The sequence below is a fragment of the Streptomyces sp. NPDC087787 genome (genome assembly GCF_044743035.1).
Taxonomy (GTDB): domain Bacteria; phylum Actinomycetota; class Actinomycetes; order Streptomycetales; family Streptomycetaceae; genus Streptomyces.
In genome coordinates this window covers 233,199-256,907 of record NZ_JBIUVQ010000009.1, presented here as the reverse complement: position 1 = coordinate 256,907, position 23,709 = coordinate 233,199, and the positions used below count along the sequence as shown (strand labels likewise).

Annotated in this window: 28 protein-coding genes; 19 read left to right on the top strand and 9 right to left on the bottom strand. The window is 72.1% G+C overall.

Annotated elements, in window-relative coordinates:
- Nucleotides 1-69: 69 nt before the first annotated feature.
- The 7 genes from mshD to ACIOWN_RS17250 form a co-directional block, all read right to left on the bottom strand.
- Nucleotides 70-990: a mycothiol synthase gene (gene mshD / locus ACIOWN_RS17280; RefSeq protein ID WP_362345917.1), complete on the bottom strand. Its 921-nt coding sequence runs from the start codon at nucleotides 988-990 to the stop codon at nucleotides 70-72.
- Nucleotides 991-1,032: 42 nt separating this feature from the next.
- Complete coding sequence (locus tag ACIOWN_RS17275) at nucleotides 1,033-2,499, bottom strand: HAMP domain-containing sensor histidine kinase (protein WP_362345915.1); 1,467 nt, start codon at nucleotides 2,497-2,499, stop codon at nucleotides 1,033-1,035.
- Complete coding sequence (locus tag ACIOWN_RS17270) at nucleotides 2,496-3,230, bottom strand: response regulator transcription factor (RefSeq protein WP_100569112.1); 735 nt, start codon at nucleotides 3,228-3,230, stop codon at nucleotides 2,496-2,498. The genes ACIOWN_RS17275 and ACIOWN_RS17270 overlap by 4 nt, the downstream gene beginning before the upstream one ends.
- Nucleotides 3,231-3,348: 118 nt before the next feature.
- On the bottom strand, nucleotides 3,349-3,567 hold the full coding sequence (locus tag ACIOWN_RS17265; protein ID WP_362345914.1) for a hypothetical protein: 219 nt from the start codon (nucleotides 3,565-3,567) through the stop codon (nucleotides 3,349-3,351).
- A gap of 59 nt (nucleotides 3,568-3,626) precedes the next feature.
- Nucleotides 3,627-4,754, bottom strand: coding sequence for a trypsin-like peptidase domain-containing protein (locus ACIOWN_RS17260; protein WP_362345912.1), 1,128 nt, complete (start codon nucleotides 4,752-4,754; stop codon nucleotides 3,627-3,629).
- Nucleotides 4,755-4,888: 134 nt separating this feature from the next.
- On the bottom strand, nucleotides 4,889-5,911 hold the full coding sequence (locus ACIOWN_RS17255; protein ID WP_362345910.1) for a LacI family DNA-binding transcriptional regulator: 1,023 nt from the start codon (nucleotides 5,909-5,911) through the stop codon (nucleotides 4,889-4,891).
- A gap of 87 nt (nucleotides 5,912-5,998) precedes the next feature.
- A complete protein-coding gene (locus ACIOWN_RS17250; RefSeq protein ID WP_362345908.1) occupies nucleotides 5,999-6,775 on the bottom strand; it encodes a response regulator transcription factor in 777 nt (258 codons plus the stop codon).
- A 241-nt stretch (nucleotides 6,776-7,016) separates the two neighbouring features.
- Between ACIOWN_RS17250 and ACIOWN_RS17245 the strand changes: the two genes are divergently transcribed.
- The 8 genes from ACIOWN_RS17245 (at nucleotide 7,017) to ACIOWN_RS17210 (ending at nucleotide 12,386) form a co-directional block, all read left to right on the top strand.
- Nucleotides 7,017-7,907, top strand: a complete 891-nt coding sequence (locus ACIOWN_RS17245; RefSeq protein WP_362345906.1) for an alpha/beta fold hydrolase — start codon at nucleotides 7,017-7,019, stop codon at nucleotides 7,905-7,907.
- A gap of 37 nt (nucleotides 7,908-7,944) precedes the next feature.
- Nucleotides 7,945-8,199: a MoaD/ThiS family protein gene (locus tag ACIOWN_RS17240; RefSeq protein WP_100569106.1), complete on the top strand. Its 255-nt coding sequence runs from the start codon at nucleotides 7,945-7,947 to the stop codon at nucleotides 8,197-8,199.
- Nucleotides 8,200-8,203: 4 nt separating this feature from the next.
- Nucleotides 8,204-9,514: a hypothetical protein gene (locus ACIOWN_RS17235; protein WP_362345904.1), complete on the top strand. Its 1,311-nt coding sequence runs from the start codon at nucleotides 8,204-8,206 to the stop codon at nucleotides 9,512-9,514.
- Nucleotides 9,515-9,633: 119 nt separating this feature from the next.
- Nucleotides 9,634-10,371 (top strand): DUF2993 domain-containing protein, encoded by a 738-nt coding sequence (locus tag ACIOWN_RS17230; RefSeq protein ID WP_362345902.1) that lies wholly within the window; start codon nucleotides 9,634-9,636, stop codon nucleotides 10,369-10,371.
- 210 nt (nucleotides 10,372-10,581) lie between these two features.
- On the top strand, nucleotides 10,582-10,662 hold the full coding sequence (locus tag ACIOWN_RS17225) for a putative leader peptide (RefSeq protein WP_355139345.1): 81 nt from the start codon (nucleotides 10,582-10,584) through the stop codon (nucleotides 10,660-10,662).
- 140 nt (nucleotides 10,663-10,802) lie between these two features.
- Nucleotides 10,803-11,648, top strand: a complete 846-nt coding sequence (locus ACIOWN_RS17220; RefSeq protein ID WP_362345901.1) for a sulfurtransferase — start codon at nucleotides 10,803-10,805, stop codon at nucleotides 11,646-11,648.
- Nucleotides 11,649-11,697: 49 nt separating this feature from the next.
- Nucleotides 11,698-11,985, top strand: coding sequence for a DUF1416 domain-containing protein (locus ACIOWN_RS17215; RefSeq protein WP_100569102.1), 288 nt, complete (start codon nucleotides 11,698-11,700; stop codon nucleotides 11,983-11,985).
- Between the two features lie 143 nt (nucleotides 11,986-12,128).
- Complete coding sequence (locus ACIOWN_RS17210; RefSeq protein WP_362345900.1) at nucleotides 12,129-12,386, top strand: DUF3099 domain-containing protein; 258 nt, start codon at nucleotides 12,129-12,131, stop codon at nucleotides 12,384-12,386.
- A gap of 16 nt (nucleotides 12,387-12,402) precedes the next feature.
- Here ACIOWN_RS17210 and ACIOWN_RS17205 read toward each other — a convergent pair whose 3' ends face one another.
- Nucleotides 12,403-12,765 (bottom strand): DsrE family protein, encoded by a 363-nt coding sequence (locus tag ACIOWN_RS17205; RefSeq protein ID WP_362345899.1) that lies wholly within the window; start codon nucleotides 12,763-12,765, stop codon nucleotides 12,403-12,405.
- A gap of 183 nt (nucleotides 12,766-12,948) precedes the next feature.
- Here ACIOWN_RS17205 and ACIOWN_RS17200 point away from each other — a divergent pair, with 183 nt between their 5' ends.
- The 6 genes from ACIOWN_RS17200 (at nucleotide 12,949) to ACIOWN_RS17175 (ending at nucleotide 17,716) form a co-directional block, all read left to right on the top strand.
- Nucleotides 12,949-13,686 (top strand): hypothetical protein, encoded by a 738-nt coding sequence (locus ACIOWN_RS17200; RefSeq protein WP_362345897.1) that lies wholly within the window; start codon nucleotides 12,949-12,951, stop codon nucleotides 13,684-13,686.
- Nucleotides 13,683-14,537, top strand: coding sequence for a hypothetical protein (locus tag ACIOWN_RS17195; protein ID WP_362345895.1), 855 nt, complete (start codon nucleotides 13,683-13,685; stop codon nucleotides 14,535-14,537). The genes ACIOWN_RS17200 and ACIOWN_RS17195 overlap by 4 nt, the downstream gene beginning before the upstream one ends.
- Complete coding sequence (locus tag ACIOWN_RS17190) at nucleotides 14,534-15,391, top strand: hypothetical protein (RefSeq protein ID WP_362345893.1); 858 nt, start codon at nucleotides 14,534-14,536, stop codon at nucleotides 15,389-15,391. The genes ACIOWN_RS17195 and ACIOWN_RS17190 overlap by 4 nt, the downstream gene beginning before the upstream one ends.
- A 220-nt stretch (nucleotides 15,392-15,611) precedes the next feature.
- Nucleotides 15,612-16,187, top strand: coding sequence for an FABP family protein (locus ACIOWN_RS17185; RefSeq protein ID WP_362345891.1), 576 nt, complete (start codon nucleotides 15,612-15,614; stop codon nucleotides 16,185-16,187).
- A gap of 82 nt (nucleotides 16,188-16,269) precedes the next feature.
- Nucleotides 16,270-16,740, top strand: coding sequence for a Fur family transcriptional regulator (locus tag ACIOWN_RS17180; RefSeq protein ID WP_362345890.1), 471 nt, complete (start codon nucleotides 16,270-16,272; stop codon nucleotides 16,738-16,740).
- Between the two features lie 10 nt (nucleotides 16,741-16,750).
- A complete protein-coding gene (locus ACIOWN_RS17175; RefSeq protein ID WP_362345888.1) occupies nucleotides 16,751-17,716 on the top strand; it encodes a folate-binding protein in 966 nt (321 codons plus the stop codon).
- 43 nt (nucleotides 17,717-17,759) lie between these two features.
- On the opposite strand, the gene dtd is transcribed toward ACIOWN_RS17175, so the two are convergent.
- Nucleotides 17,760-18,185 (bottom strand): D-aminoacyl-tRNA deacylase, encoded by a 426-nt coding sequence (gene dtd / locus ACIOWN_RS17170; protein ID WP_362345886.1) that lies wholly within the window; start codon nucleotides 18,183-18,185, stop codon nucleotides 17,760-17,762.
- Nucleotides 18,186-18,358: 173 nt separating this feature from the next.
- On the opposite strand from dtd, the gene ACIOWN_RS17165 reads away from it, so the two are divergent.
- From ACIOWN_RS17165 to ACIOWN_RS17145, 5 genes are all read left to right on the top strand, one after another.
- A complete protein-coding gene (locus tag ACIOWN_RS17165; RefSeq protein WP_362345885.1) occupies nucleotides 18,359-19,024 on the top strand; it encodes an AmfC protein in 666 nt (221 codons plus the stop codon).
- A gap of 77 nt (nucleotides 19,025-19,101) precedes the next feature.
- Nucleotides 19,102-20,361, top strand: a complete 1,260-nt coding sequence (locus ACIOWN_RS17160; protein WP_362345884.1) for a GNAT family N-acetyltransferase — start codon at nucleotides 19,102-19,104, stop codon at nucleotides 20,359-20,361.
- Nucleotides 20,362-20,784: 423 nt separating this feature from the next.
- The gene (locus ACIOWN_RS17155) at nucleotides 20,785-21,702 is read left to right on the top strand and encodes a winged helix-turn-helix domain-containing protein (protein WP_362345882.1); all 918 of its coding nucleotides are present in this window, start codon (nucleotides 20,785-20,787) and stop codon (nucleotides 21,700-21,702) included.
- Nucleotides 21,703-21,825: 123 nt separating this feature from the next.
- A complete protein-coding gene (locus ACIOWN_RS17150) occupies nucleotides 21,826-22,704 on the top strand; it encodes a winged helix-turn-helix domain-containing protein (RefSeq protein WP_362345880.1) in 879 nt (292 codons plus the stop codon).
- Nucleotides 22,704-23,441 (top strand): HAD family hydrolase, encoded by a 738-nt coding sequence (locus tag ACIOWN_RS17145; protein WP_401982634.1) that lies wholly within the window; start codon nucleotides 22,704-22,706, stop codon nucleotides 23,439-23,441. The genes ACIOWN_RS17150 and ACIOWN_RS17145 overlap by 1 nt, the downstream gene beginning before the upstream one ends.
- The last annotated feature ends 268 nt before the right edge of the window (nucleotides 23,442-23,709 follow it).

Here is a 23,709-nt window from a genome sequence, read left to right as displayed (position 1 = left end):
TCGCAAGGCCGTCTGAACCGCCGGTTACGGCCACATGACATGAGGGACACCGGCAGGCGGCCCCGAGGATCACGTTTCCGTGCGGTACATGAGGTCGGTTTCGTATGTGGTGAAGCCCAGGCGCTCGTAGACCGAGACCGCCGCCTTGTTGTCGGCGTCGACGTACAGCATCGCCGTCGGCAGGCCCTGCGAGGCCAGGTGGCGCAGGCCGATCAGGGTGAGGGCCTTGCCGAGGCCGCCGCCCTGGGCGCCGGGGCGTACGCCGAGGACGTACACCTCGCCGAGGCGCTCCTCCCGGTGCACCTTGGTCCAGTGGAAGCCGACCAGCCGGCCGTCGCGCTCGGCGAGGAAGAATCCCTGCGGGTCGAACCACGGCTGCGCCATGCGGTCGTCGAGGTCGCGCTGGGTGAGTGAGCCCTGCTCGGGGTGGTGGGCGAAGGCCTCCGCGTTCACGGCGAGCCATGCGGCGTCGTCGCGGCCGGGCACGAAGGCCCGTACCGTCACGCCCTCGGGCAGGGCCGGCTCGGGCAGGTCGAGGTCCGTCAACGGCCGCCGCATCTGCCGCAGTTCGCGGAACAGCGTGAGCCCGAGGACCTGAGCCAGATGGCGGGCGGCGGACTGTCCCCCGTGCGCCCACACCCGCAGCCGCTTGCCGGACGTGGCCAGCAGGGCGGACCCGAGCGCCCGCCCGTGCCCGTGCCCGCGGTGCTCGGGGTGGACGACCAGCTCGGCGGCGGGCGCCTCCACCGGATCGGTGTCCTCCAGCTGCGCGTAGCCGACGAGTTCGCCGTCGACGGACAGCAGCAGATGGGACACCCCCGCGCGGGCGCCGCCCCGCAACTGGAGCCGGCCCTGTTCGGACACCGCCTGCCGCTCGTCGACGCGGGCGGCCGCCTCCAGCAGTCCGAGCACGGCTTCGGCCTGCTCCGGGCCGAGCTCGGCGAGGGTCTGCAGGGAACGGGCGGGCGGTGCGGTGTCGTCGCTGGTCATGGATATGAGGGTAAGGGGTTCCCCCGCGGGGCGACCGGGGCTTCACCGGGCCTCGGTGGCACCAGGTGTCTCCGGGGGCGGAACGGGCGCTCCCGGCAGCCGGACCGTCGCCACCGTGCCGCCGCCCTCGGCAGGGGTCAGCGTCACCTCGCCGCCCGCCCGCTCGACGGTGCGGGCGACGATGGACAGGCCGAGTCCCGAGCCGGGCAGGGCGCGGGCGCTCGGGGAGCGCCAGAAGCGGTCGAAGACATGGGGGAGTTCGTCGGCGGGGATGCCGGGCCCGTGGTCGCGCACGGTGAGGACGCCCTGGTGCAGGACGACGTCGATCGTGCCGTCCCTGGGGCTGAACTTGACCGCGTTGTCGAGGATGTTGACGATCGCCCGCTCCAGTGCCGACGGCTCCGCCCGTACGAACCAGGGGTCCAGCGCCGTCGTTATCGTCAGCTCGGGGCCGCGCAGCCGGGCGCGGTCCAGCGCCGCCTCCACGGTGTCCGGCAGGGCGATCACCTGGATGCGTTCGCCCCGCTGCCCGTCCGAGCGTGACAGCTCCTGCAAGTCGCCGATCAGCGAGGCCAGTTCCGTCATCTGCGCCTTGACCGAGGCGAGCAGTGCCTTGCGGTCGCCCTCGGGGAGCGGGCGGCCCGTCTCCTCGCTGCGGGTGAGGAGTTCGATGTTCGTCCGCAGCGAGGTGAGCGGGGTGCGCAGTTCGTGACCGGCGTCCGCGATCAGCTGCTGCTGGAGGTCGCGGGAGCTGGCCAGGGAGGAGGTCATGGAGTTGAAGGAGCGGGACAGCCGGGCGACCTCGTCCTCGCTGTCGTCCTCCACGGGGATGCGGATCGTCAGGTCCTCGGTGCGCGCGACGTGCTCCACCGCCTCGGTCAGCTTGTCCACGGGGCGCAGCCCGGCGCGGGCCACGGCGAGGCCGGCCGCTCCGGCGCCGACGACTCCCACGCCGGAGACGAACAGGAGCAGCAGCGCGAGGTCGTTGAGGGTGTTCTCGGTGTCCGTCAGGGACACCCCGAGCATGAAGGCGATGCCCGGGTACGCGTCGGCGTTGGGGCCGGGTCCCATCGGGACGCCGACGGTGATCACGCGGACGTTGTTGCCCTTGGTGTCGGTGGTGGTGTGGAGGGTGCGCTCGCGCAGGTCGGGGTCGCCGGCGACCTCCTTGTCCACGGAGGTGACCTTCATGACGCCCGGGGACCGGCTGTCCACGCAGAACTTGCCCTGGACCGTCACCAACTGCACGTAGAGGTAGGAGCGCTGCATGTCGCCCGGCGCGTGGTCCGTCGTCTGCGAGCAGTTGGCCGCCAGGGCCGAAGCCGTGCTGGCGGACACCCTGCCGTAGCTCAGGAGCCGGTTATCGACGTCGTCGTACAGGTTTCCCTGGACGATGAACCAGCAGGTGAGGGAGACCGCCGCGACCGCGAAGGCCACTGCCGCCGCCACCAGCAGTGCCAGCCGGGAGCGGATCGGCAGCGCACGGAAACGGCGCAGCGCCTTCCTCACTCCGCGCCGCCCTGCCGCAGGACGTACCCCACCCCGCGCACCGTGTGCACGAGGCGGGGTTCGCCGTCGGCCTCGGTCTTGCGGCGCAGGTACATGACGTAGACGTCGAGGGAGTTCGACGAGGGTTCGAAGTCGAAGCCCCAGACCGCCTTGAGGATCTGCTCGCGGGTGAGCACCTGGCGCGGGTGGGCCATGAACATCTCCAGCAGGGTGAACTCCGTGCGGGTCAGTTCCACCTGCCGTCCGCCGCGGGTGACCTCGCGGGTGGCGAGGTCCATGCGCAGGTCGCCGAAGGTGAGGGCCTCGTCCTCCTCGGCCGCGCCCGCCACGGCCGCCGCGTAGGTGCTGCGGCGCAGCAGGGCGCGGATGCGGGCGAACAGCTCGTCCAGCTCGAAGGGCTTGACGAGGTAGTCGTCCGCCCCGGCGTCCAGTCCTGTGACCCGGTCGCCGACCGTGTCGCGGGCGGTCAGCATCAGGATGGGGGTGGTGTCCCCGGCGCCCCGGATCCGGCGGGCGGCGGTCAGGCCGTCCATGCGGGGCATCTGGATGTCGAGGACGAGCAGATCGGGCTGGTACGAGGCCGCCTTGTCCAGCGCGTCCGCGCCGTCCACGGCGACCTCGGTCTCGTACCCCTCGAAGGCGAGGCTGCGCTGGAGTGCTTCGCGTACCGCCGGCTCGTCGTCGACGATCAGGATGCGCTGGGGATCACGGTCGCCATCGGCGGGACTCATCGGTCGCTGTTTCCTCGGGTCGCAGGGGCCGCGGGGACCGGTCGGCCCCGGGCTGGACGCTCTCAGCCTCGCATGTTTCGGTGCGGCGGAGTGCGGCGCGCGGGTCGCGCGCCGCGGCTCAGGCGGCGACCGCGGTGATCCGCCGCAGCGGGACCTTGTGCCGGTGCGGGCGGTCGGCGGAGGTGCGCAGGCCCATGAGCTGGGGGACGGCGACGGCCTCGGGTGCGCGGTGCGCCGGACCGTGCAGTTCCTTCGCGACGGCGCGGGCCAGGGTGACTCCGGCGGGGGCGGTGGTGTCGATGGTGTCCGTCTTCTCGTGCAGAACCTGCTGGATCATGGCGTACTCCTTGTCGAACGGTTCCGGACGGTGTCCGGATCGCCTGCCGGTGCCGCGCCTCAGTTCTGGGAGCCGGAGCGCAGGGTGGCCAGGTCGGCCTTGACGGTGTTGACCGGGATGGCGAAGCCGAGGCCGACGCTGCCGGCGTTGGACGAGTCCGACGCCTGGTTGGCCGAGTACATCGCCGAGTTGATGCCGACGACGTTGCCGCTCGCGTCGATCAGCGCGCCGCCGGAGTTGCCGGGGTTGAGGGACGCGTCGGTCTGTATCGCCCGGTAGGTGGTGGTGGAGGAGCCGGTGTCGCCGTTGAACTGGTGGCCGCCGAACTGGAAGGGCCAGCCGCCGTCGCCCTGTCCCTGGTTCTCGTCGGTGGGGACCGTCACGTCGCGGTGCAGGGCGGAGACGATGCCGCTGGTGACGGTGCCGGTGAGGCCCTCCGGGGAGCCGATCGCGACGACCTGGTCGCCGACCGTGAGTCCGTCGGAGTCGCCGAGGGCCGCCGGCTTGAGTCCGGAGGCGTTCCGCAGCTTGATCAGGGCGAGGTCCTTGGAGCTGTCGGTGCCCACGATCTGCGCCGTGTACGAGGTGCCGTCGCTGGTGCGCACCTTGATGGAGGAGGCGCCGGCTATGACGTGGTTGTTGGTGACGACCTCGCCGTTGCTGCTGACGACCACGCCGGAGCCGGTGGAGGTGCCGTTGTCGAGGGTGGCGTTGATCTCGACGACGCTCGGGGTGACCGCCCTGGCGATCGCGGAGATGCTGCCGCGCTGACTGGAGGGCACCACGTTGGTGGTGGTGCTGGAGGTGGCGACCGTGTGCGTGCCGGTCAGCTCCTGGAAGGCGAAGGCGGTACCGCCGCCCACGACGGCCGAGGCGATCGCCACCGCGGCGAGCAGGGCGAGCGGGCCCCTGGCGCGCTTGCGGGAGGTGGAGGCGTGCGCGGGTCCCGCCGGGAAGGCCGGGAAGGCGGCGGTGCCGCCGCCGTCCGCGCCGCCCTGGCCGCCGTCGGCGCCCGGTCCGGCCGTGAAGGGGCGGCCGGGGGCGTACGGCGGCGGGGGAGGCCACTCCGGATTCACCGGGGCGAAGGCCCCTCGCGGGTCCGCCGACTGCACGGAGTCGGCAGCCGGGGCCTGCCCGTCACCCTCGGGGTGTTCGTACTCGCCGCTGCGGCGGATGCTCTCGCTCATGACATTGAGAGTGTCCCGGGATCATGAGAGCTTCCTGAGTCCCCGCTGAGAAGCCCGACAGAACCTCGTATGCCCGATATAAGGGCGCTCCTCGGAGGGTCTCCCCGGAGGGTCCTCGAAGGGGCGGAGAGAGGCTAGGCGCAGCCGCAGGACGTGCGTACGACCAGCCGCGACGGGAACTGTTTGAGCCGCTCCCGGCGCGAGCCGGCGACCCGCAGCCCGTCGTCGAGGACCAGGTCCACGGCCGCCCGGGCCATCGCCGACCGGTCCGAGGCGACCGTGGTCAGCGGCGGGTCCGTCAGCGCCGCCTCCTTGATGTCGTCGAACCCGGCGACCGCGAGTTCGCCGGGGACGTCGATGCGCAGCTCGCGCGCGGCCCGCAGCAGGCCGATCGCCTGGTCGTCGGTGGAGCAGAAGACCGCCGGGGGCCGGTTCGGGCCCGAGAGGATCTCCAGGCTGATCCGGTAGGCGTCGTAGCGGTTGTACGGCGCCTCGAACAGGCGGCCCTCCGTCGAGAGGCCGGCCTCGGCCATGGCGCGCCGCCAGCCCTCGACGTGGTCGGACACGGGGTCGCCCACGGCGGGCGTCTCGGCGGTGCCGCCCACGCAGGCGACGTAGTCGTGGCCGTGCTCCAGCAGATGCCGCACGGCGAGGTGGGCGCCGCCCAGGTCGTCGGTGACCACGGCCACGTCGTCGATGGCCTCGGGCCGCTCGTGCAGCAGCACCACCCGGGCGTCCCAGGCCTCGATCTCGGCGGCGGCGAGGTCGTTCAGCGCGTGGCTGACCAGGATCAGGCCGGAGACGCGCATCCCGAGGAACGCCCGCAGATAGTGGACCTCGCGCTCGGCGACGTAGTCGGAGTTGCCGACGAGGACCATCTTCCCGCGCTCGGCGGCGGCCCACTCCACGGCGTGCGCCATCTCCCCGAAGAAGGGCTGGCGGGCGTCCGGGACGATCAGGCCTATGAGGTCGGTGCGCCGCGAGGCCATGGCCTGGGCGACCCGGTCGGGCCGGTACCCCAGCTCCTTGATCGCGGCGAGGACTCGCTCGCGGGTGGCCGGGGCGACCGGCCGGGGTCCGTTGTTGATCACATAGCTGACGACGGCAGTGGACGTCCCTGCCAGCCGCGCCACGTCATCCCGAGTCACCTTGGCCACGGCGCGGAGTCTACGCGGATGGACCCGCTCCCGGCAGGGCTTACGGGAGCGTGGGCGGGTATGCGACACGCCTTGTGGGAGCGCTCCTCACCCCTGCGCGCGGGCCTGCCTCGCCGTGGTGTCCTGATTCTCCGCGTTTGGCCGGGCGGCCCCGGCCTTCTTCTCGTTCGCGGCGTCCCCGGCGCGGTCGCCCTTCTCGGGAGTAACGAATCGGTAACCGACATTGCGGACCGTTCCGATCAGCGATTCGTGCTCGGGTCCGAACTTGGCCCGCAACCGCCGTACGTGGACGTCGACGGTCCGGGTGCCGCCGAAGTAGTCGTAGCCCCAGACCTCCTGGAGGAGCTGGGCGCGGGTGAAGACGCGGCCCGGGTGCTGCGCGAGGTACTTCAGCAGCTCGAACTCCTTGAAGGTGAGGTCCAGCACCCGGCCCTTGAGCTTGGCGCTGTAGGTCGCCTCGTCCACGGACAGGTCGCCGCTGCGGATCTCCATCGGGGAGTCGTCGTCGACGATCTGCCGGCGCCCCACGGCCAGCCGGATGCGCGCCTCCACCTCTGCGGGACCGGCGGTGTCCAGGAGCACGTCGTCGATGCCCCAGTCGGCGGTCACGGCCGCGAGGCCGCCCTCGGTCACCACGAGGATCAGCGGACAGCCGAGACCCGTGGAGCGCAGCAGCCGGCACAGCCCGCGCGCCTGCGGCAGATCGCGCCGCCCGTCGACCAGGACGACATCGGCACCCGGGGTGTCCACGAGCGCCGGCCCCTCCGCCGGAGCCACCCGCACGTTGTGCAGCAGCAGGCCGAGGGCGGGGAGCACCTCCGCCGACGGCTGGAGGGCGTTGGTCAGCAGCAGCAGTGAACTCATCGCGTGCCTCCCCCCGGTTCCCGGCCGTGGTCGAGCAGGGGGAACCCCCGTGCCTGGGCCGTCGTACGTGCGTGCACCGTTCGGTCGTCCATGGCTCTGGTTCCTCCTCGGATCCCTGCCCGCCGCGCGATCGACGGGCCCTGCACCCGCGGTCTCCCGCGCCGTGCGCCACGCCTGCCGAAAGCACAAAAGGACCCGGGGGCTGCGCTGCCCGAGTCCTCTTCGCAGCAGAATAGCCGATATGAGGTCGGGATCGGCAGGTCGTGTGGCGCGTTCGACGGACGTCCCGGAGGGCGGGACCCCGCCAGGTACGGACGTCGAAGGCGTGGTCAGGACGTTTCTGCGCACCGCGGACGGGGTCGCGCTCGACGCCCTGTACGAGCCGGGCGCGGCCGCGTACGACGGCCCCGGCCGCGGGCGCGCCGGCCTCGTGTTCGTGGTCGCACACGGTTTCACCGGGGACCTGGACCGGACGCACGTGCGCAGGGTGGCGCGAGCCCTGGCCCGGCACGGCGCCGTGGTCACCTTCTCCTTCCGCGGCCACGGGGCCTCGGGCGGGCGCTCCACCGTCGGCGACCGCGAGGTGCTGGACCTGGCGGCGGCGGTGGCCTGGGCGCGCGGGTTCGGGCACGCGCGCGTGGCGACCGTCGGCTTCTCCATGGGCGGCTCGGTGGTGCTGCGGCACGCGGCCCTGCACGGCGGCCCCGACGGCGCCGCACCGGACGAGGGGCGCCCGGACACCCGTACGGACGCCGTGGTCTCCGTCAGCGCGCCCGCGCGCTGGTACTACCGGGGCACGGCGCCCATGCGCCGGCTGCACTGGCTGGTCACGCGCCCCGCGGGCCGCCTGCTCGGCCGCTACGGGCTGCGCACCCGGATCCACCACCGCGACTGGGACCCCGTCCCGCTGCCGCCGTTCCGGGCGGCCGCGCGCATCGCGCCCACCCCGCTGCTGATCGTGCACGGCGACCGGGACGGCTACTTCCCCCTCGACCACCCCCGGATGCTGGCCGCGGCCGCCGGTGACCATGGGGAACTGTGGCTGGAGCACGGCATGGGCCACGCCGAGAACGCCGCCGCCGACGAGCTCCTGGACCGCATCGCGCGCTGGACCGTCGCACGGGCGGGCTAGCCTGACCCTGTTCATGGACGAGTGATCGAGGGACGGGATGGCAGAGGTCACGGTGCGCTACTGGGCGGCGGCGAAGGCCGCGGCCGGGGTCGCCGAGGAGCCGTACGAGGCGGAGACGCTCGCCGGGGTGCTGGACGCGGTGCGCGGGCGGCACCCGGGTGAGCTGGACCGCGTACTGCGGCGGTGCTCGTTCCTCATCGACGGCGACCCGGTGGGGAAGCGCGCGCACGAGACGGTACGGCTGACCGAGGGCGGCACGGTCGAGGTGCTCCCCCCGTTCGCAGGAGGGTGAGCGAATGACCGACCGGCCGTATGAGGGGTCCCCGGGGTCTCCGTACGACAACCCGTACAGCGGGTACGACCCGTACGCGGGACAGCAGCCCCACCAGGGCGCCGAGCCGCAGGCGTGGCCCGAGCATCCGCAGGCGTACGAGGACCCGCGGGTCGCCGAGCAGTACACGCAGCAGTGGCAGGGCGAGACCTGGGACACCCAGACGCACGCCAGGCCACCGGTGGCCCCGGCAGCGGCGGAGACGGCGTATCTGCCCCCGGTGGGGCACCAGGGACAGGTCGCGGCCCACGGGGTCCAGGGCGGCGGGGTCCAGGGCGGCGGGGTCCAGGGCGGCGGGGTCCAGGGCGCGCAGGCGCCCTCCTACGCGCCGCAGCCGCAGCCGCAGGCTCCGGCCGTGTCCGCCGCCGCACAGACGGCGTACCTGCCCCCGGTCGGGCAGCACGCCCCGCAGCCGCAGGCTCCTGCCCCGCGGCCCCAGGCTTCCGCCCCGGCCCCCGCGGATCCCGCCGGGAACGACGGACCCGGCTACGGGCCCGCAACCATCGCCGGCAACGCCCGGATCACCGACGCGCAGCGGGCCCGCGCCGAGGGACGCTCACCGATCATCGAGCCCGGGATGCAGCCGGCCGCGCTCACGGCGCTGCTGGGGCTGCTGCTCGCCGGTGCGGCGGAGCTCGGCGTCTACGGGCTGCTGCTGCCGCTGGTCGTGCTCCAGGGCGTGACGGCGGCGGGCTGGTTCCGGCTGAACGGCATGTGGCCGGCCCGGCAGGGCATCGCCCTCGGCTTCCTGGGCGCGCTCGCCGCGGACGTGGCGGTGCTCGCCGCGGGCCGCGAGCACGCGCCCGGCGCGATCCTGGGCACGCTCGGGGTGTGGGTGCTGCTCTCCCTCGTCCTCCAGCTGCGCTCCCACGCCGACCCGGACGAGCGGATGTACGGCCTGATGGCGACCGTCGCCGCGGCGGCGCTCGCGATCGTGGCCACCGGCTACCTGGCCGCCCCGCCGGACGCGGTCGCGGTCGGCGCGGTGGCGGTCGCGGTGGCCGTCCTGGCACGGGCGCTGCCGCTGCCCACGGCGGCCGCGGTGGTCGTCGCGCTGCTCGCGGCGGCGGGCGCGGGCATCGCGGTCGGCGGCATGACGGACCTGGGCGCCAAGGGCGCGCTGCTCGGCGCGGGCGCCGCGGTGTGCGCGCTGATCGGGCACCGCGCGGCGAGCTACGACTACCCCTCGCGCTTCGTGCACTTCACGGCAGGCGTCGCCCTGCCGCTGTCGGCCGCGGCACCGGTGGTGTGGGTGCTGGGACGGGCGCTGGGATGACCTCCCGGACCGGGTCCTCTGTCACAGCTGTTCGACAAATTCCGGGCCCGGTCCCCGGGGAGGCTTACGCTCGCGTGTGACGGCCGTCCGGTCGTGGAGGACCGCCGAGGGGGAACCGGTTGCGAGCGCTGAGAGTACTCCTGGTCGTCGTCGTGGTCCTGGGCGTGCTGTTCGTGGTGGTCGACCGGGTCGCGGTGCACTTCGCGGAGGGGCAGGCGGCCGACAGGCTCAGGACCACGGAGAACCTGGCGAGTACCCCGGACGTGTCCATCGAGGGCTTCCCGTTCCTCACCCAGGTGGCCGGCGGCGAGTTCAAGGATGTCCGGGTCGGCATCAAGGACTACGAGGCGGCCACGGGCAACGGCGGCCAGAGGATCCGTATCGCCGACATCGAGGCCGACATGCGGGGCGTGAGGTTCTCCGGCGACTACAGCTCGGCCACCGCGGCCACCGCCACCGGCACCGCGACCATCGCCTACGACGAGTTGCTGAAGGCCGCCAAGTCCAAGCCGACGCCGGTCCTTCCCGGCGTCACCGCCCACGTGGTCGGCCTGTCCGACGGCGGCGCCGGCAAGGTCAAGGTCGACGTGGAGGTCGATGCCGGGGCGCTGGGCATCAAGCAGACCTTCTCCGTGCTCAGCTCGGTCACCGTGCGGGGCAAGAAGGTCGAGGTGAGCGCCGACGACCTGCCCGTGGTGGGCGGCCTGCGGCTCCCCGAGAGCCGGGTCCGGGCGATCACCGACTTCCAGCAGGCGATCGAACGGCTGCCCGGCGAGGTCCGGCTGGACTCCGTACGGGCGGCGAAGGACGGCGTCGAGATCACGGTGAAGGGTTCGGACGTCAGGCTGGCCGGGTAGGCAGCACGCGGGGAACGGCGAGGTGTCCGAGTAGCGAGACACCTCCGTCCGCAAACGCGGATGCGCCGCGCGGCCGAGAAGGGAGCACGAGCGGCCGGAGGCCGGGGGGCGACGGCCGGGCACTCCACTGTTCTCACATCCCGGACGATCGCGTCTCAGCATCCGACACGCCGGTGACATGTCCGCCTTTCCCTCCCTACGATCGACACCATGCAGCGACAGGCGGATCTCACGAAGCGGCGGGCAGTGGACCTGTGCCGTGTTGCCGCCATGCTCTGTCGCACTTCCTGAGCGGGAGCCCTCTCCCGTATCCCCCGCCCCGCGACGACCCGGGGCACACCCGCGCGCCGTGTACGCCGGCATCGAACGCGTACCCGCGCGCCCCTTCGCACTCGCACGCCCCGCCGTACCTGCCCCGGAGGAGATTGAGCATGAGCCGCAGCGACGTCCTGGTCGACGCCGACTGGGTCCAGGAGCACCTGGACGACCCGAGCATCGCCATCGTCGAGGTGGACGAGGACACGTCCGCGTACGACAAGAACCACATCAAGAACGCCATCCGGATCGACTGGACCCAGGACCTCCAGGACCCGGTCCGCCGTGACTTCATCGACCAGGCCGGCTTCGAGAAGCTGCTGTCGGGGAAGGGCATCGCCAACGACCACACGGTGATCCTCTACGGCGGCAACAACAACTGGTTCGCCTCGTACGCCTACTGGTACTTCAAGCTGTACGGCCACGAGAACGTCAAGCTCCTCGACGGCGGCCGCAAGAAGTGGGAGCTGGACGCCCGCGAGCTGGTCGACGGCACCGATGTGCCGGAGCGCCCGACGACCGCGTACGAGGCCAAGCCGCAGGACGCCTCCATCCGCGCCTTCCGCGACGAGGTCGTGGCCGCGATCGGCAAGCTGAACATCGTCGACGTCCGGTCGCCCGACGAGTTCTCCGGCAAGCTGCTCGCCCCGGCCCACCTGCCGCAGGAGCAGTCGCAGCGCCCCGGCCACGTGCCGACCTCCCGGAACATCCCGTGGTCCAAGAACGCCAACGACGACGGCACCTTCAAGTCGGACGAGGAGCTCAAGGCCCTCTACGAGGACGAGCAGGTCGACCTGGCGAAGGACACCATCGCGCTGTGCCGCATCGGTGAGCGCTCGGCGCTGACCTGGTTCGTGCTGCACGAGCTGCTCGGTGTGCAGAACGTCAAGAACTACGACGGCTCCTGGACCGAGTACGGCTCCCTGGTCGGCGTGCCGATCGAGCTCGGCGCCGGCAAGTAAGCACGACGGCTCAGACCGTTTCGACCTCATCGAACCTCTGGAGAAGCACATGTGTGGAGCGAAGGCCGGCGGCCCGGACGCCTCGACGATCAAGCCCGGTGAGACCACGATCCAGGGTCAGGTGACCCGCGACGGCGAGCCGGTGACGGGCTACGTCCGTCTGCTGGACTCGACCGGCGAGTTCACCGCGGAGGTCCCCACCTCCGCCACGGGCCAGTTCCGGTTCTACGCGGCCGAGGGCACCTGGACCGTCCGCGCCCTCGTCCCCGGCGCCAGCGCCGACCGCACGGTCGTCGCCCAGCAGGGCGGCCTCGCGGAGGTCGCGATCGCCGTCTGAGCGGTCTGCCCGGACGGTCCGCGCGGGCGGTCCGGGCACGGTACGGCCGAAGGGCCGCGCCCCACGGGTTGGACACCCGGGGCGCGGCCCTTCCGGCGTTCCCGCCCCCGCACGGCAGGCCCGTACGGACCTACCCTGGAGGCATGTACGCACGACGTCGGCATGTGTACTTCGCCATGATGGGGGTCTGCGTCGGGCTGTTCGTCCTGGCGTGGGGCGTCGTGCGCATCTGGTCGGTCCCCGCCGCCGTCGGCATGTGCCTGGTCGCCATGGTGATCCCGCCGGTCGCCGCCATGGTCGCCAACCGGCGCGGACCCGAGGACCGCTGGTGGGACGACCCGTCCGGCGACCCCAAGTCCGACGAGTGGTGGGACGAACTGGACGGCAAGAAGCGGCACTAGCCGCCGGGGAGATCTCTCAGTAGACGAGCGCCTGCGCACCGTCGGCCAGGGCCTCCTGCACGAAGACCTGCGCGCCCGCGATCCGCACGCCCTCGATGACGTCCTTCTCCGTGATGTCCCGGCGGGCCGCGCACTGGGTGCACAGGGTGAGACGGCCGGCCGTGAGGATCGACTCGATCAGGTCGGGCAGCGGAGCGGCGTGCGGCAGCTCGAACTCGGCGGCCCGGCCCGGCAGCGCGAACCAGGAGGACTCCCCGGTCAGCCACAGGGAGACCTCCACCCCGCTGGCCGCGGCCACCGCCGCGACCGTGAATGCCTGAGAGCACCGCTCGGGAGCGTCCGCGCCCGCGGTCACCTTGATCACCAGCTTCTTCGCCATGCCCGAATCGTAAACAACTCCCTTGCAACCACGGACGTCATCCGTGAGTCTCCCGGGGAGCGCGCATATGGAAGGCGCGCTTCCCGTTCTGGGGGGAACGTCTTGGAAGTACCGGAAAGATCCGGACACCCGACCGCAGCACCCGAACCACAGGAGGCAACCGAGGCGCAAGAGACTCCGGAAGTGCCGGAGGCACCGCAGGGCGCACCCCGCGCCCGCCGACGCGGCCGTACCGGACTGCTCGTCGCCACCGCCGCCGTCCTCGGCGCCGTGGCCGGCACCTGCACCGGTTATCTGATCCAGGCCGACCGTGAACCCACCCGGCTGCCCTCCCTCTCGCAGCCCGCGCTCGCGCGGGCGAAGGGTCCGGCTCCGGAACCCCTTTCGGCCGCCCAGGACCGTCGTGTACGGACCGACGGCGACCTGCGCAAGCTGCTGCTCCCACGGCCGGGCGGGGCGCGGGACGTCCCGTTCGCGCCGGGCCACGACGGCTGGATGAGCCTCGCCGAGTACGCGGGCACCTACAAGAAGCCGGACATGGCCTTCCAGGACCAGATCGAGAGTGAGTTCCGCCGCGCCGCGGTCGCCTCGTGGCGGACCACCGACGCGCACTACGTCGAGATCCACCTCGTGCAGTACCACCAGGAGGAGGACGTGGCCGCCATCGGGCACATGGGCAACGAGGTGTACTGGGCCGGGCGCGACTCCGGCAACCGCGGCTGGCCCATACCCGGCACGGGTGACGGCATGGCGTTCGTGGGCAGCACGCCCGACCGGAAGCCGGGCTACCTTCCCCTGTACTCGGCCCAGGCACACGCCTGGCGCGGCGACATCGGGATGGACATCTACGTCTTCGACACCAAGCCCGTGTCCAAGAAGGAGATCATGAGTCTGGCCGAACGGCAGGTGGGGCGGCTGTGAGCGAGGACCCGAGCACGCAGGCCGGTACGTCCGGCGAGGCCGGACCCGCCGGAGCCGCGCCGCGGACCGTGCCGGTGCCGCCGCCGGAGCCGGCTGTCGCGTCCTCCCGGCGCCGCCGCGCGGGGCTGGTCGCCGGATGCGTCGTGCTGCTCGCCGCGCTCGCCGGCGGCATCGGTTTCACCGTGGTCACCGTCCGCGGCGCCGACCGTGACGCCGGCGAACCTGTCTGGCGCCTGCCCCGTGCGGTGGCGGACGGCAAGCAGCCCGAGGACACCGGCCTGAAGGCGATGCTGCTGCCCTACGGCACGAACGGATACGGGCGCGGCCCGGACCTCGGCGTGTACGGTGCCGACGCCGAACTGAGCGGCGCGCAGGCCGTCGCACTGCGCAAGGAGTCGCTGCGGAACCTGCCGCGTTCCCAGCGGCGGCTGCTGGAGAAACAGATCGACAAGCAGCACATCACGGGCATGGCCATGCGCAGCTACCTCAGCGTCGAGGACCCGGGTCGCGTCGTTACGGACACCGACGGCGCCTTCGCCGTCGAGATCGTGCTGTCCCGGATGGAGAACCGGGGGACCGTGCGCTCCATCGCGGTCGTCCAGCAGGAGTTCCTCGCCGCGATGAAGATCTTTCGGCCGGGACCCGGGATCGAGGGCCACCGGAACGCCCGCTGCTTCCTGCCGCCCGCGGACTTCGGCGGGAGGACGGACTTCGTGATCTGCTCCGCGTACGAGGGCGACGTCCTGGTCAGCGCCAGCGCCTACGGGGTCAAGCCGATGGACAGGAAGGGCGTGGCCCGGTTGCTCCGCGACCAGCTCGACCGCATCAAGGACCCGGGGAAGGCCGTATGACCGAGCAGCAGACACCCGTGACCGCCGCACCACCGGTGCCGGACGTGCCGCCGGCCGCCGTTGCCCTCCCGGAGCCCGGGCTCCGGCGAGACCGGCGGGGACTGCGGGCGGTACTCCGCTGGACCGCGGCCGTCGTCGCGTTCGCGGCGGCCGGGGCGGGGACGGCGTACGGCGTCACCGGCATGGACCGCACGGACGTACCGGGACTCGCCACCGCCTCGGACGGGCGCTGGGACTACCCGCGGATCGTCGGACCGCCGCTGCCGTCCGGCAGCCCCGCTCCGTTCGCCGCGTCCAACAAGGCCTGGGCGCACCACGCCGACCTGCGGGCCCTCGTGCTGCCCGCGCCCGCGGGGGCCCGCGAGGACAAGGCCCTGCGCGGTACGGACGGCTGGCTGGGGACGAAGGACTTCCTCGCGGAGTACGCGCGGCAGAGCGACCGGAGGAAGTTCGGGCAGCAGCTGACCGACCACGGTCTGCGGCACATCGCCGCCCGCGGCTGGACCATGCGGGACGGCACGCACACGCGGATCTACCTGCTCCAGTTCAACAGTGCCGCGCTCGTGGACCACCTGCTCGGAACCGATACGGGGATCAACGCGTACTACAGTCCGGCCTACCAGGTGCGCGGAGCCGCGGATTCCGTGCCCGACGAGGACTTCCCGGACCGGGCCCGCATCGACATCCTCTCGTACTCCGTCTATGCCGAGGCCAGGCCGTACGGCGCCGAGCAGGTGCGCCAGGCGTATCTGTCGGCGGGCGACACCCTGGCGGTGATCTTCCAGTCCGCCGGGAGCGCCGCCGCCGTTCCCTTCCATCAGACGGTGAGTCTGCAGGGCGAACTGCTCGCCTGACGCGGTGGGCGCACCTCACCAAGAGGGCCGGACCCCGGCCGACTAAGCTGGGGTCCGGCCCTGTGCACATACCGCACCTGCTCAACCGAGGAGCACCCCGTGGAGATCTTCTTCGAAACCCTGCTGGTCCTGGTCTGCGTCGGCGTTCTCGCCTTCGCCTACCTGACCGTGAAGAAGCTGTACCAGGGCCAGCGCTGACCCCGAAGAGGAATCGCCGCTCATGATCGAGATCCCGTCCGACCTCCACAAGGACCTCGTCCCCCTCGCCTTCCTGCTCGGTGACTGGGCCGGCGCAGGCGTGCACGACTTCCCGGGCGCCGAGAGGTGCAACTTCGGCCAGGAGGTCACCTTCACCCACGACGGCCGGGACTTCCTCGAGTACCACTCCCGCACCTGGGTGCTGGACAACGACGGCAACAAGGTGAAGCCGCTCGAGTCCGAGTCCGGCTTCTGGCGGATCGACGCCGACCGCAAGGTCGAGGTCACGATGACCCGCGACGACGGCGTCATCGAGATCTGGTACGGCGAGCTGGCCCACAGGAAGCCGCAGATCGAGCTGGCCACCGACGCGGTCGCCCGCACCGCCGCCTCCCGCCCCTACACCGGCGGCAAGCGGCTGTACGGCTACGTCAAGAGCGACCTGATGTGGGTCGGCGAGAAGCAGACCCCGGACGTCGAGCTGCGCCCCTACATGTCCGCCCACCTGAAGAAGGTCGTCACCCCCGAGGACGTCGAACGCTGGGCCAAGGCCCTCCCGGACGACCTCCCGGACGACGGGATCGCCTTCTTCAAGTGAGCCCGGCCGGCTCGCGGCCCCGGTCCCGGGGTCTCTCGTTCGGATCAGACCTGATCCAAACGGAAGACCCTAGACTTGGGGTGTGGTGAGCACCGACTGGAAGAGTGATCTGCGGCAGCGTGGCTACCGGCTGACCCCGCAGCGGCAACTCGTGCTCGAAGCCGTCGACACCCTGGAGCACGCGACGCCCGACGACATCCTCGGCGAGGTGAGGAAGACCGCGTCGGGGGTGAACATCTCCACCGTGTACCGGACCCTGGAGCTCCTGGAGGAGCTCGGGCTGGTCAGTCATGCCCATCTGGGGCACGGGGCGCCGACGTACCACCTGGCGGACCGGCACCACCACATCCACCTGGTCTGCCGGGACTGCGCGAACGTGATCGAGGCGGATCTGTCGGTGGCGGCCGAGTTCACCGCCAAGCTGCGGGAGCAGTTCGGCTTCGACACCGACATGAAGCACTTCGCGATCTTCGGACGGTGCGCGGACTGCGCGGGCAGGGCCGCGACGGCTTCGGGCGCCTCGGCCGGCAGGAGCGCAAGTACCGAGTCGTAGGCTTGTGTTCATGAAGAGCCCCCTGTTGTCCCTGCCCGGCGCCGTTCCGGCCGAGGGCGTGGACGAAGGCGTCGCCGCCCACTACGGCGACCTGTTCCGCGAGCAGCGCGCCCTCGCGGACGGCACCGGATTCGTCGACCTCTCGCACCGCGGTGTCGTCACCGTCTCCGGCGAGGACCGGCTGAGCTGGCTGCACCTGCTGCTCACCCAGCACGTCAGCGACCTGCCGGCCGGCCGTGCCACCGAGGCGCTGGTCCTGTCCGCGCACGGCCACATCGAGCACGCGCTCTACCTGGTCGACGACGGCGAGACGGTCTGGGCGCATGTCGAGCCCGGCACCCAGGAGGCGCTGATCGCCTATCTGGAGTCGATGAAGTTCTTCTACCGGGTCGAGGTCGCCGACCGCACCGCCGAATTCGCCGTCGTGCACCTGCCGGCCGGTTCGATCGCCGACGTGCCCGAAGGAGTCGTCGTCCGCGAGACCGCCTACGGCCGCGACCTCTTCCTGCCCCGCGCGGACCTGGAGTCCTACGCCGGTCAGGTGGGTCCGCCGGCCGGGATCCTCGCCCACGAGGCCCTGCGCGTCGAGCAGCACCGGCCCCGGCTCGGCTTCGAGACCGACCACCGCACCATCCCGCACGAGCTGGGCTGGATCGGCACGGCCGTGCACCTCCAGAAGGGCTGCTACCGCGGTCAGGAGACCGTGGCCCGGGTGCAGAACCTGGGCAAGCCGCCGCGCCGCCTGGTCTTCCTGCACCTCGACGGCAGCGAGGTCCACCTGCCGGTGGCCGGCACCGAGATCCGCCTCGCCGACGACGGCCCGGACGGCCGCAAGATCGGCTTCGTCACCACGTCCGTACGGCACTACGAGCTCGGCCCGGTCGCGCTCGCCCTGGTCAAGCGGAACGTCCCGGTGGACGCACGGCTGATGGCGGGCGAGACGGCGGCCGCGCAGGAAGTGGTCGTGGAGCCGTAGCCCCTCCGCGGCTCACGGGTCCCCGAGGCTCACATCCGCCGGTTCACACCTCCAGCAGGACGGTGAAGGGGCCGTCGTTCGTCAGCGCCACCCGCATGCGCGCGCCGAACCGGCCCGTCGCCACCGTCGCGCCCAGGGAGCGCAGCCGCGCGACCACCTCGTCCACCAGCGGCTCGGCGACCTCGCCCGGCGCGGCCGCGTTCCAGGTGGGGCGGCGGCCCTTGCGGGCGTCGCCGTACAGCGTGAACTGGCTGATGACCAGCAGCGGGGCGCCGGTGTCGCTGCACGACTTCTCGTCGTGCAGCATGCGGACCGACCAGAGCTTGCGGGCCAGTTGCGCCGCCTTCTCCTTGGTGTCCTCGTGGGTGACCCCGACGAGGACGCACAGCCCCTCGCCGTCGATGGCCCCCACCGTCTCGCCGTCCACGACGACGCTCGCGCCGTCCACCCTCTGCACCACTGCACGCATGCCGACCATGATGCCTCTCGGCCGTCCGGGTGCCGTGAGGGGGCCAGATCGTTGCTTCTTTCCGCTCCGTAACCCTCCATCCGGGGCTGATCGGGCGCACTCGGTCACATCCCGGCCACTCAGGGTGGCACGATGCTGTCGTACGCGCCGGTCGAGGGGACGGTTGAGGCGCCATGAGCACATCGAGTACCGAGCGGCACCCGGCGGCGGCCTCGCCGATTCTCGCGGAGGTCGCCGACGCCCACCGGCCGCCGGTGCAGCGCACCGACAGCCCCGGGCCGCCCGCCGTGGACCCCGGGCCCAGCTCTCCGAGCACGGGGTACGCACATCCCGATCTGACCGTGCTGAGCCTGCCGGAGCTGCGCGCACTGCGCCGGCAGGCTCAGCGGGACGAGGCCGACCTGAGCTACGTACGGCGGCTGCTCCAGGGGCGGATCGACATCCTGCGCGCGGAGCTGGCCCGGCGCGGACCGGAGTCCGTCCTGGGCGCCGGGCAGGTGCCCGCACCCGAGCAGGGGTCCGTCGTCGAGCGGCTCGCGGAGATCCTCAAGGACGAGCCCGCCCGGCAGCGTTCCTCCGCCCGGCACGTGACGCTCGGCACACCGCACGGGGAGGAGTACCGGCAGCTCGCCGCCGAGATGCTCGCCGAGGTCGAGCTGTCGGACCTCGGGGCGCGTACGGACCGGGAGCTGGGCGCGGCGATGGGGCGGCTGGTGCGGTACGAGCAGCAGGTGTCCGGGCGGCGGCAGCAGTTGCAGCGCACGGCCGACGGATGCGGCACGGAGATCGCCCGCAGGTACCGCGAAGGGGAGGCCCAGGTCGACGACCTGCTCGTCTGACGTGGCCCGTAAGGCGGGACGGCGGGGTGGGGGAAAACACCGCGACACCCCGTCCCCGGCGCCCCTACTGTCAGCCCATGACTGCCGCCAGCCCCGACATCGACGTACGGACCATCACCGAGGCCGAGATCCCCGACTGGGTCCGCGCCCTGAACACCGGCTTCCTGCGTCCCCCCGCCGCCTCCGACGCCGACATCGCCGACCGGCGCACGTACATCGAGCCGTCCCGCACCCTCGGCGCCTTCGACGCCGGCCGGTGCGTGGCGACGTTCCGGTCCTTCCCGCAGGAACTCACGGCCGTGGGCGGCGCGGCCGTTCCCGCCGACGCCATATCGAACGTGAGCGTCACCGCCACCCACCGCCGCCGCGGTTTGCTGACCCGGATGATGGCCGAGGACCTGGCGGCCGCGAAGGAGCGCGGTGACGTCGTGGCGACCCTGATCGCCGCCGAGTACCCGATCTACGGCCGTTACGGCTTCGGTCCGGCGACCTGGACGACCGAGTGGGAGATCGACGTTCCCCGGGCCGGCCTCGACCCCCGCCGGGCGGGTCCGGAGGACGGCGGCCGGGTCGATCTCGTGGACCCCGAGGACGTACGCAAGCTCGGCCCGGAGCTGCACGAGCGGCTGCGCCGCGCCCAGCCCGGCGCGATCGACCGCCCCGGCCGCTGGTGGCAGGTCACCACCGGCGCGCTGCGCCCGGGCGGCCGCCCCTGGACCGAGCCCTTCCACGCCGTCTACCGCGGGGCGGACGGCACGGTCGAGGGGCTGGCTGTGTACCAGTGCGACGAGACCTGGTCGGACGCCAAGCAGCCGCTGAACACGGCCACCGTGAAGGACCTCGTCGCGGTGACCCCCGCCGCCGAGCGCGCGCTGTGGCTCCACCTGTGCTCGAGCGACTGGATCATGAAGGTCAAGAGCGGCTGGCGGGCCCCCGACGACCTGCTGCCCCACTTCCTTCCCGACCCGCGCGCCGCCACCGTGACCACGCACGCGGACTGGCTGTGGGTGCGGCTCCTCGACGTCCGACGGGCCCTGGAGGCGCGGACGTACGAGGGCACGGGGACGCTGGTCCTCGACGTCCTGGATCCGGCCGGAATGGCCGGCGGGCGCTGGCGCCTCGAGGCGTCGCCCGCCGGAGTGAGCTGCACGCCGACGACCGGGAGCGCCGATCTGACGCTGGACGTGGCGCAGTTGGCGGCCCTGTGGCTCGGCGACGAGTCGGCGGTGCGGCTCGCCGCGCTGGGCCGGGTCCGGGAAGAACGAGCGGGCGCCGCCCGTGGGGCCGACGCCCTGCTGCGTACGTCCAGGCGGCCTTGGTGCCCGGACATGTTCTGAGCGCTCCTTCCTGCCGGTGCCGGGTGACGGGTATGACGCATCCGTAGCGTGGCTGTTCAGTTGTGGCGGTACGAGACGGTCTTCAGTTGTGGCTGTGCGGCATGTTCGGTTGTGGCTGTGCCTGCCGTACCCGCCGGCTGCGCACCGGCTGTTCGTGCCGGCTGCGCGCCGGCTGTTCAGTTGTGGCTGTGCCTGCGCGGTGCCGGATACCGGCTGCCGCTCCCCGTTGGCGCGCCGGCCGACCGGGCTCCCGGCTCCCCTCCGGAAGGGAGCGCGGTCGTACGTACCAACCGTCACCTGGTGGCCAACACTTCGAAGGTTCGGCCATGTCGCTCAAGTTGGCTACCAACTCCACTGCTGTTATCTCCGCTTGGAAGCGGCTCATAACCACCTTCCCGTGAACTGCCGGAAGATGGCGGGAAGTTGTACCGTTTTGCCGTGGACCCGGAACATGCCTCCGTCAATGGACGGAAGAGGTCACAGCGGCCACAGAGGTCACACCGCGAGGTGGCCGACGAACTGCGGCACCGGATCAGGACCGGAGTGCTGCGGCCGGGCCAGCGCATGCCCACCCAGGCGGAGCTGGCCGACGAGTTCGGCGTCGAGCGCGGGGCCGTGCGCCAGGCCCTGGGCATCCTCCAGGCGGAACACCTGCTCACCAATGTGTCCAAGGGGAGCCCGGCGACCGTCGCGGCCGGCCCGGTGGGGGCCCTGACCGGCCCCGCCGCCCCGCCGCTGCCCACCACGGCCGCGCTGGCGCCCCGTATCGAGGCCGCCTTCGGCGCCTCCCACGTCGCGATCGACGCCCTGTGCCTGACCGCGATCTCGCTCACCCTGGCCATCGGCGAGCCGTTGCGGCAGATCCACGCCGGGCGACTGAAACCGGCCAAGGTCGACGTCCGCGTGCTGCTGCCCAGCCGTGACATCGACCTCGCCTTCCCCGTGCCGGTGGACGCCTCCGACGCCGGCCGGCTGCGCCGCGGCTGGCTGGCCCAGCGCAACTCCCAGGGCCAGGTGCTCAAGCACAACCTGCTGGCCCTGCGCGCCACCCACGGCATCGACGTGCACGTGACCTTCCGAGCGCTGCCCTTCACTCCGCCGGTCAAGCTGTACCTGCTCAACGACGGGGAGGCGCTCTTCGCGTACTACACACTGCGGCGGCGTGAGCAGGAGATCGACCAGGAGCCCCTCGAGCTGTACGACGCCGAGGGCACCCGGTCGATCCTCTTCGCCTTCGAGCAGGGCGCGGGAGCGCGGGACACGGCCTTCGTCGAGCAGTCCCACGTGTGGTTCGACGCGCTGTGGGAGACGATCAGTTCGGAGCTGCTGCTCACGAGCTGACGACACCCATCCCGCCGTACTCGGTCGAGTTGGTGACCAACCACGTTCTAGTTGTCTCCACTTGGTCGCTATCAATGAACAAGCTCCAAACAACTCCCTTTAGATGGGGCAAAGTTGTAGCGTTTGGTTGTGACCCAGGAGAGCGTGGCCGTGAACGGCAGCAGAAGAAGCTCGCCGCAGGAGATCGCCGGCACCCTGCGGGAGCGGATCCGCACCGGTGAGCTCCGGCCGGGCGACCGCCTGCCCACACAGGCCGAACTCGCCGAGGAGTTCGGGGTGGAGCGCGGCGCCGTACGCCAGGCCCTGCGGGTGCTCCAGGCCGACGGCCTGCTCAGCAACGTCACCAAGGGCAGCCCGCCGCGCGTCGCCGCGCCCGTCGCCGCCCGCGCCGAGCCGCAGCCGACGATGGTCGGCCTCGCGCCCCGGCTCGTGGAGGCCTTCTCCGCCCGGCAGGTCAGGATCGACGCGGCCTGCCTCACGGCCGAGTCCCTGATGATCGCCGTCGGCGAGCCGCTGCGGCTCATCCACGAGGGCCGGCTGCGCCCCGAGTCGATCGACGTGCGCATTCTGCTGCCGTCCCGCAACATCGACCTGGCCTTCCCGATCTCGGTGGACCGGCCGGCCGAGGAGGACCCGGTCCACGGGCGCTGGCTCACCCAGCGCAACGCCCAGGGCCATGTCCTGAGCCACAACCTCAAGGCCCTGCGCGCGACCCACGGCATCGACGTCCGCGTGGCCTTCCGCGCGCTGCCCTTCACCCCGCCGGTCAAGCTCTACCTGCTCAACGGCGCGGAGGCGCTGATGGCGTACTACATGATCACCCGCCGCGAGGAGCGGGCGGACGACGGGACGCTGGACATGTACGACGTCCTCGGCACGGAGTCCCTGCTGTTCTCCTTCGAGCAGGCGACCGGGCAGCGCGACGCCGCGTTCGTGGCGGAATCGCAGAAGTGGTTCGACGCCCTCTGGGAAACCATCACGTCGGATCTGACACTCTCCTAGTGACTTCTGATGCGACGAAGACCGAAGCGGTGACAGCCGAGACCGAGGAATTGCGGAACCTGATCGCGGATGCCCACGTCGTGCTCTGGGACTTCGACGGGCCGATCTGCCGGCTGTTCGCGGGGCACTCGGCGGAGCGGGTGGCGGACGAACTGGTGCGGTGGCTGGAGGGCCAGGGCCAGCACGGCGTGCTGACCGGCCCCGAACGGCAGTCGCAGGACCCGCACGTCGTCCTGCGCGCCGTGGACCGCCGGCACCCCGGCAGCGACCTCGTCAAGGAGCTGGAGGCGCGGCTGACCGAGGAGGAGCTGCGAGCCGTCCCCTCCGCACAGCCCACCCCGTACGCCGACCCGCTGATCCGCACCTGGAAGGCCCTGGGCTCGCGCCTGGCCGTCACCACCAACAACTCGCCCCTCGTGGTGCGCGAGTACCTCGACGGCCGCGACCTCGGCGGCTGCTTCGCCCCGCACGTCTACGGACGCACCCGGGACCTCAAGCCCCTCAAGCCCGACCCGCACTGCCTGAACCGCGCCCTGAGCGCCACGGGCGCGGCTCCCGACCGGGCCCTGATGATCGGCGACACCCCGGCGGACCACGAGGCCTCCCTGCGGGCCGGCGTGCCCTTCCTCGGCTACGCCCGCAACGCCCGCAAGGAGAAGCTGCTCAGGGAGTCGGGCGCCACCGTCGTCGTGGACTCCCTGGAACCGGTGCTGCGGACCCTGCGGGACGGGCTCTGAGCGCCCCGCCGGATCAGGCGGGCGGCACGGCCGCCACACGGGTGTCCTGTAGCATGCGCGCACCGCATGAGCAATAGCTCCGCTTCGCACGTATGGCACGCAAGAGGTGGCGTGCGAGGTGACCTCGACGGTGCGACGCAGGCCGGAGACCTCAGGCAGGGGCACGCCACCCGTTGTGCCGATGCCGGGCGCGCTCCGATCGTGTCCGTTATGGCGCCTGGCGTACCTTTTTCCACACCATCACTTCTGAGTACTTGAGCAACTGGAG

Bases quoted from the DNA above. Each gene is read 5' to 3' on its own strand.
- mshD (WP_362345917.1), bottom strand. From the start codon at position 990: ATGACCAGCGACGACACCGCACCGCCCGCCCGTTCCCTGCAGACCCTC.
- ACIOWN_RS17270 (WP_100569112.1), bottom strand. From the start codon at position 3,230: ATGAGTCCCGCCGATGGCGACCGTGATCCCCAGCGCATCCTGATCGTC.
- ACIOWN_RS17265 (WP_362345914.1), bottom strand. From the start codon at position 3,567: ATGATCCAGCAGGTTCTGCACGAGAAGACGGACACCATCGACACCACC.
- ACIOWN_RS17260 (WP_362345912.1), bottom strand. From the start codon at position 4,754: ATGAGCGAGAGCATCCGCCGCAGCGGCGAGTACGAACACCCCGAGGGT.
- ACIOWN_RS17250 (WP_362345908.1), bottom strand. From the start codon at position 6,775: ATGAGTTCACTGCTGCTGCTGACCAACGCCCTCCAGCCGTCGGCGGAG.
- ACIOWN_RS17245 (WP_362345906.1), top strand. From the start codon at position 7,017: ATGAGGTCGGGATCGGCAGGTCGTGTGGCGCGTTCGACGGACGTCCCG.
- ACIOWN_RS17240 (WP_100569106.1), top strand. From the start codon at position 7,945: ATGGCAGAGGTCACGGTGCGCTACTGGGCGGCGGCGAAGGCCGCGGCC.
- ACIOWN_RS17235 (WP_362345904.1), top strand. From the start codon at position 8,204: ATGACCGACCGGCCGTATGAGGGGTCCCCGGGGTCTCCGTACGACAAC.
- ACIOWN_RS17225 (WP_355139345.1), top strand. From the start codon at position 10,582: ATGCAGCGACAGGCGGATCTCACGAAGCGGCGGGCAGTGGACCTGTGC.
- ACIOWN_RS17220 (WP_362345901.1), top strand. From the start codon at position 10,803: ATGAGCCGCAGCGACGTCCTGGTCGACGCCGACTGGGTCCAGGAGCAC.
- ACIOWN_RS17215 (WP_100569102.1), top strand. From the start codon at position 11,698: ATGTGTGGAGCGAAGGCCGGCGGCCCGGACGCCTCGACGATCAAGCCC.
- ACIOWN_RS17210 (WP_362345900.1), top strand. From the start codon at position 12,129: ATGTACGCACGACGTCGGCATGTGTACTTCGCCATGATGGGGGTCTGC.
- ACIOWN_RS17205 (WP_362345899.1), bottom strand. From the start codon at position 12,765: ATGGCGAAGAAGCTGGTGATCAAGGTGACCGCGGGCGCGGACGCTCCC.
- ACIOWN_RS17190 (WP_362345893.1), top strand. From the start codon at position 14,534: ATGACCGAGCAGCAGACACCCGTGACCGCCGCACCACCGGTGCCGGAC.
- ACIOWN_RS17185 (WP_362345891.1), top strand. From the start codon at position 15,612: ATGATCGAGATCCCGTCCGACCTCCACAAGGACCTCGTCCCCCTCGCC.
- ACIOWN_RS17175 (WP_362345888.1), top strand. From the start codon at position 16,751: ATGAAGAGCCCCCTGTTGTCCCTGCCCGGCGCCGTTCCGGCCGAGGGC.
- dtd (WP_362345886.1), bottom strand. From the start codon at position 18,185: ATGCGTGCAGTGGTGCAGAGGGTGGACGGCGCGAGCGTCGTCGTGGAC.
- ACIOWN_RS17165 (WP_362345885.1), top strand. From the start codon at position 18,359: ATGAGCACATCGAGTACCGAGCGGCACCCGGCGGCGGCCTCGCCGATT.
- ACIOWN_RS17160 (WP_362345884.1), top strand. From the start codon at position 19,102: ATGACTGCCGCCAGCCCCGACATCGACGTACGGACCATCACCGAGGCC.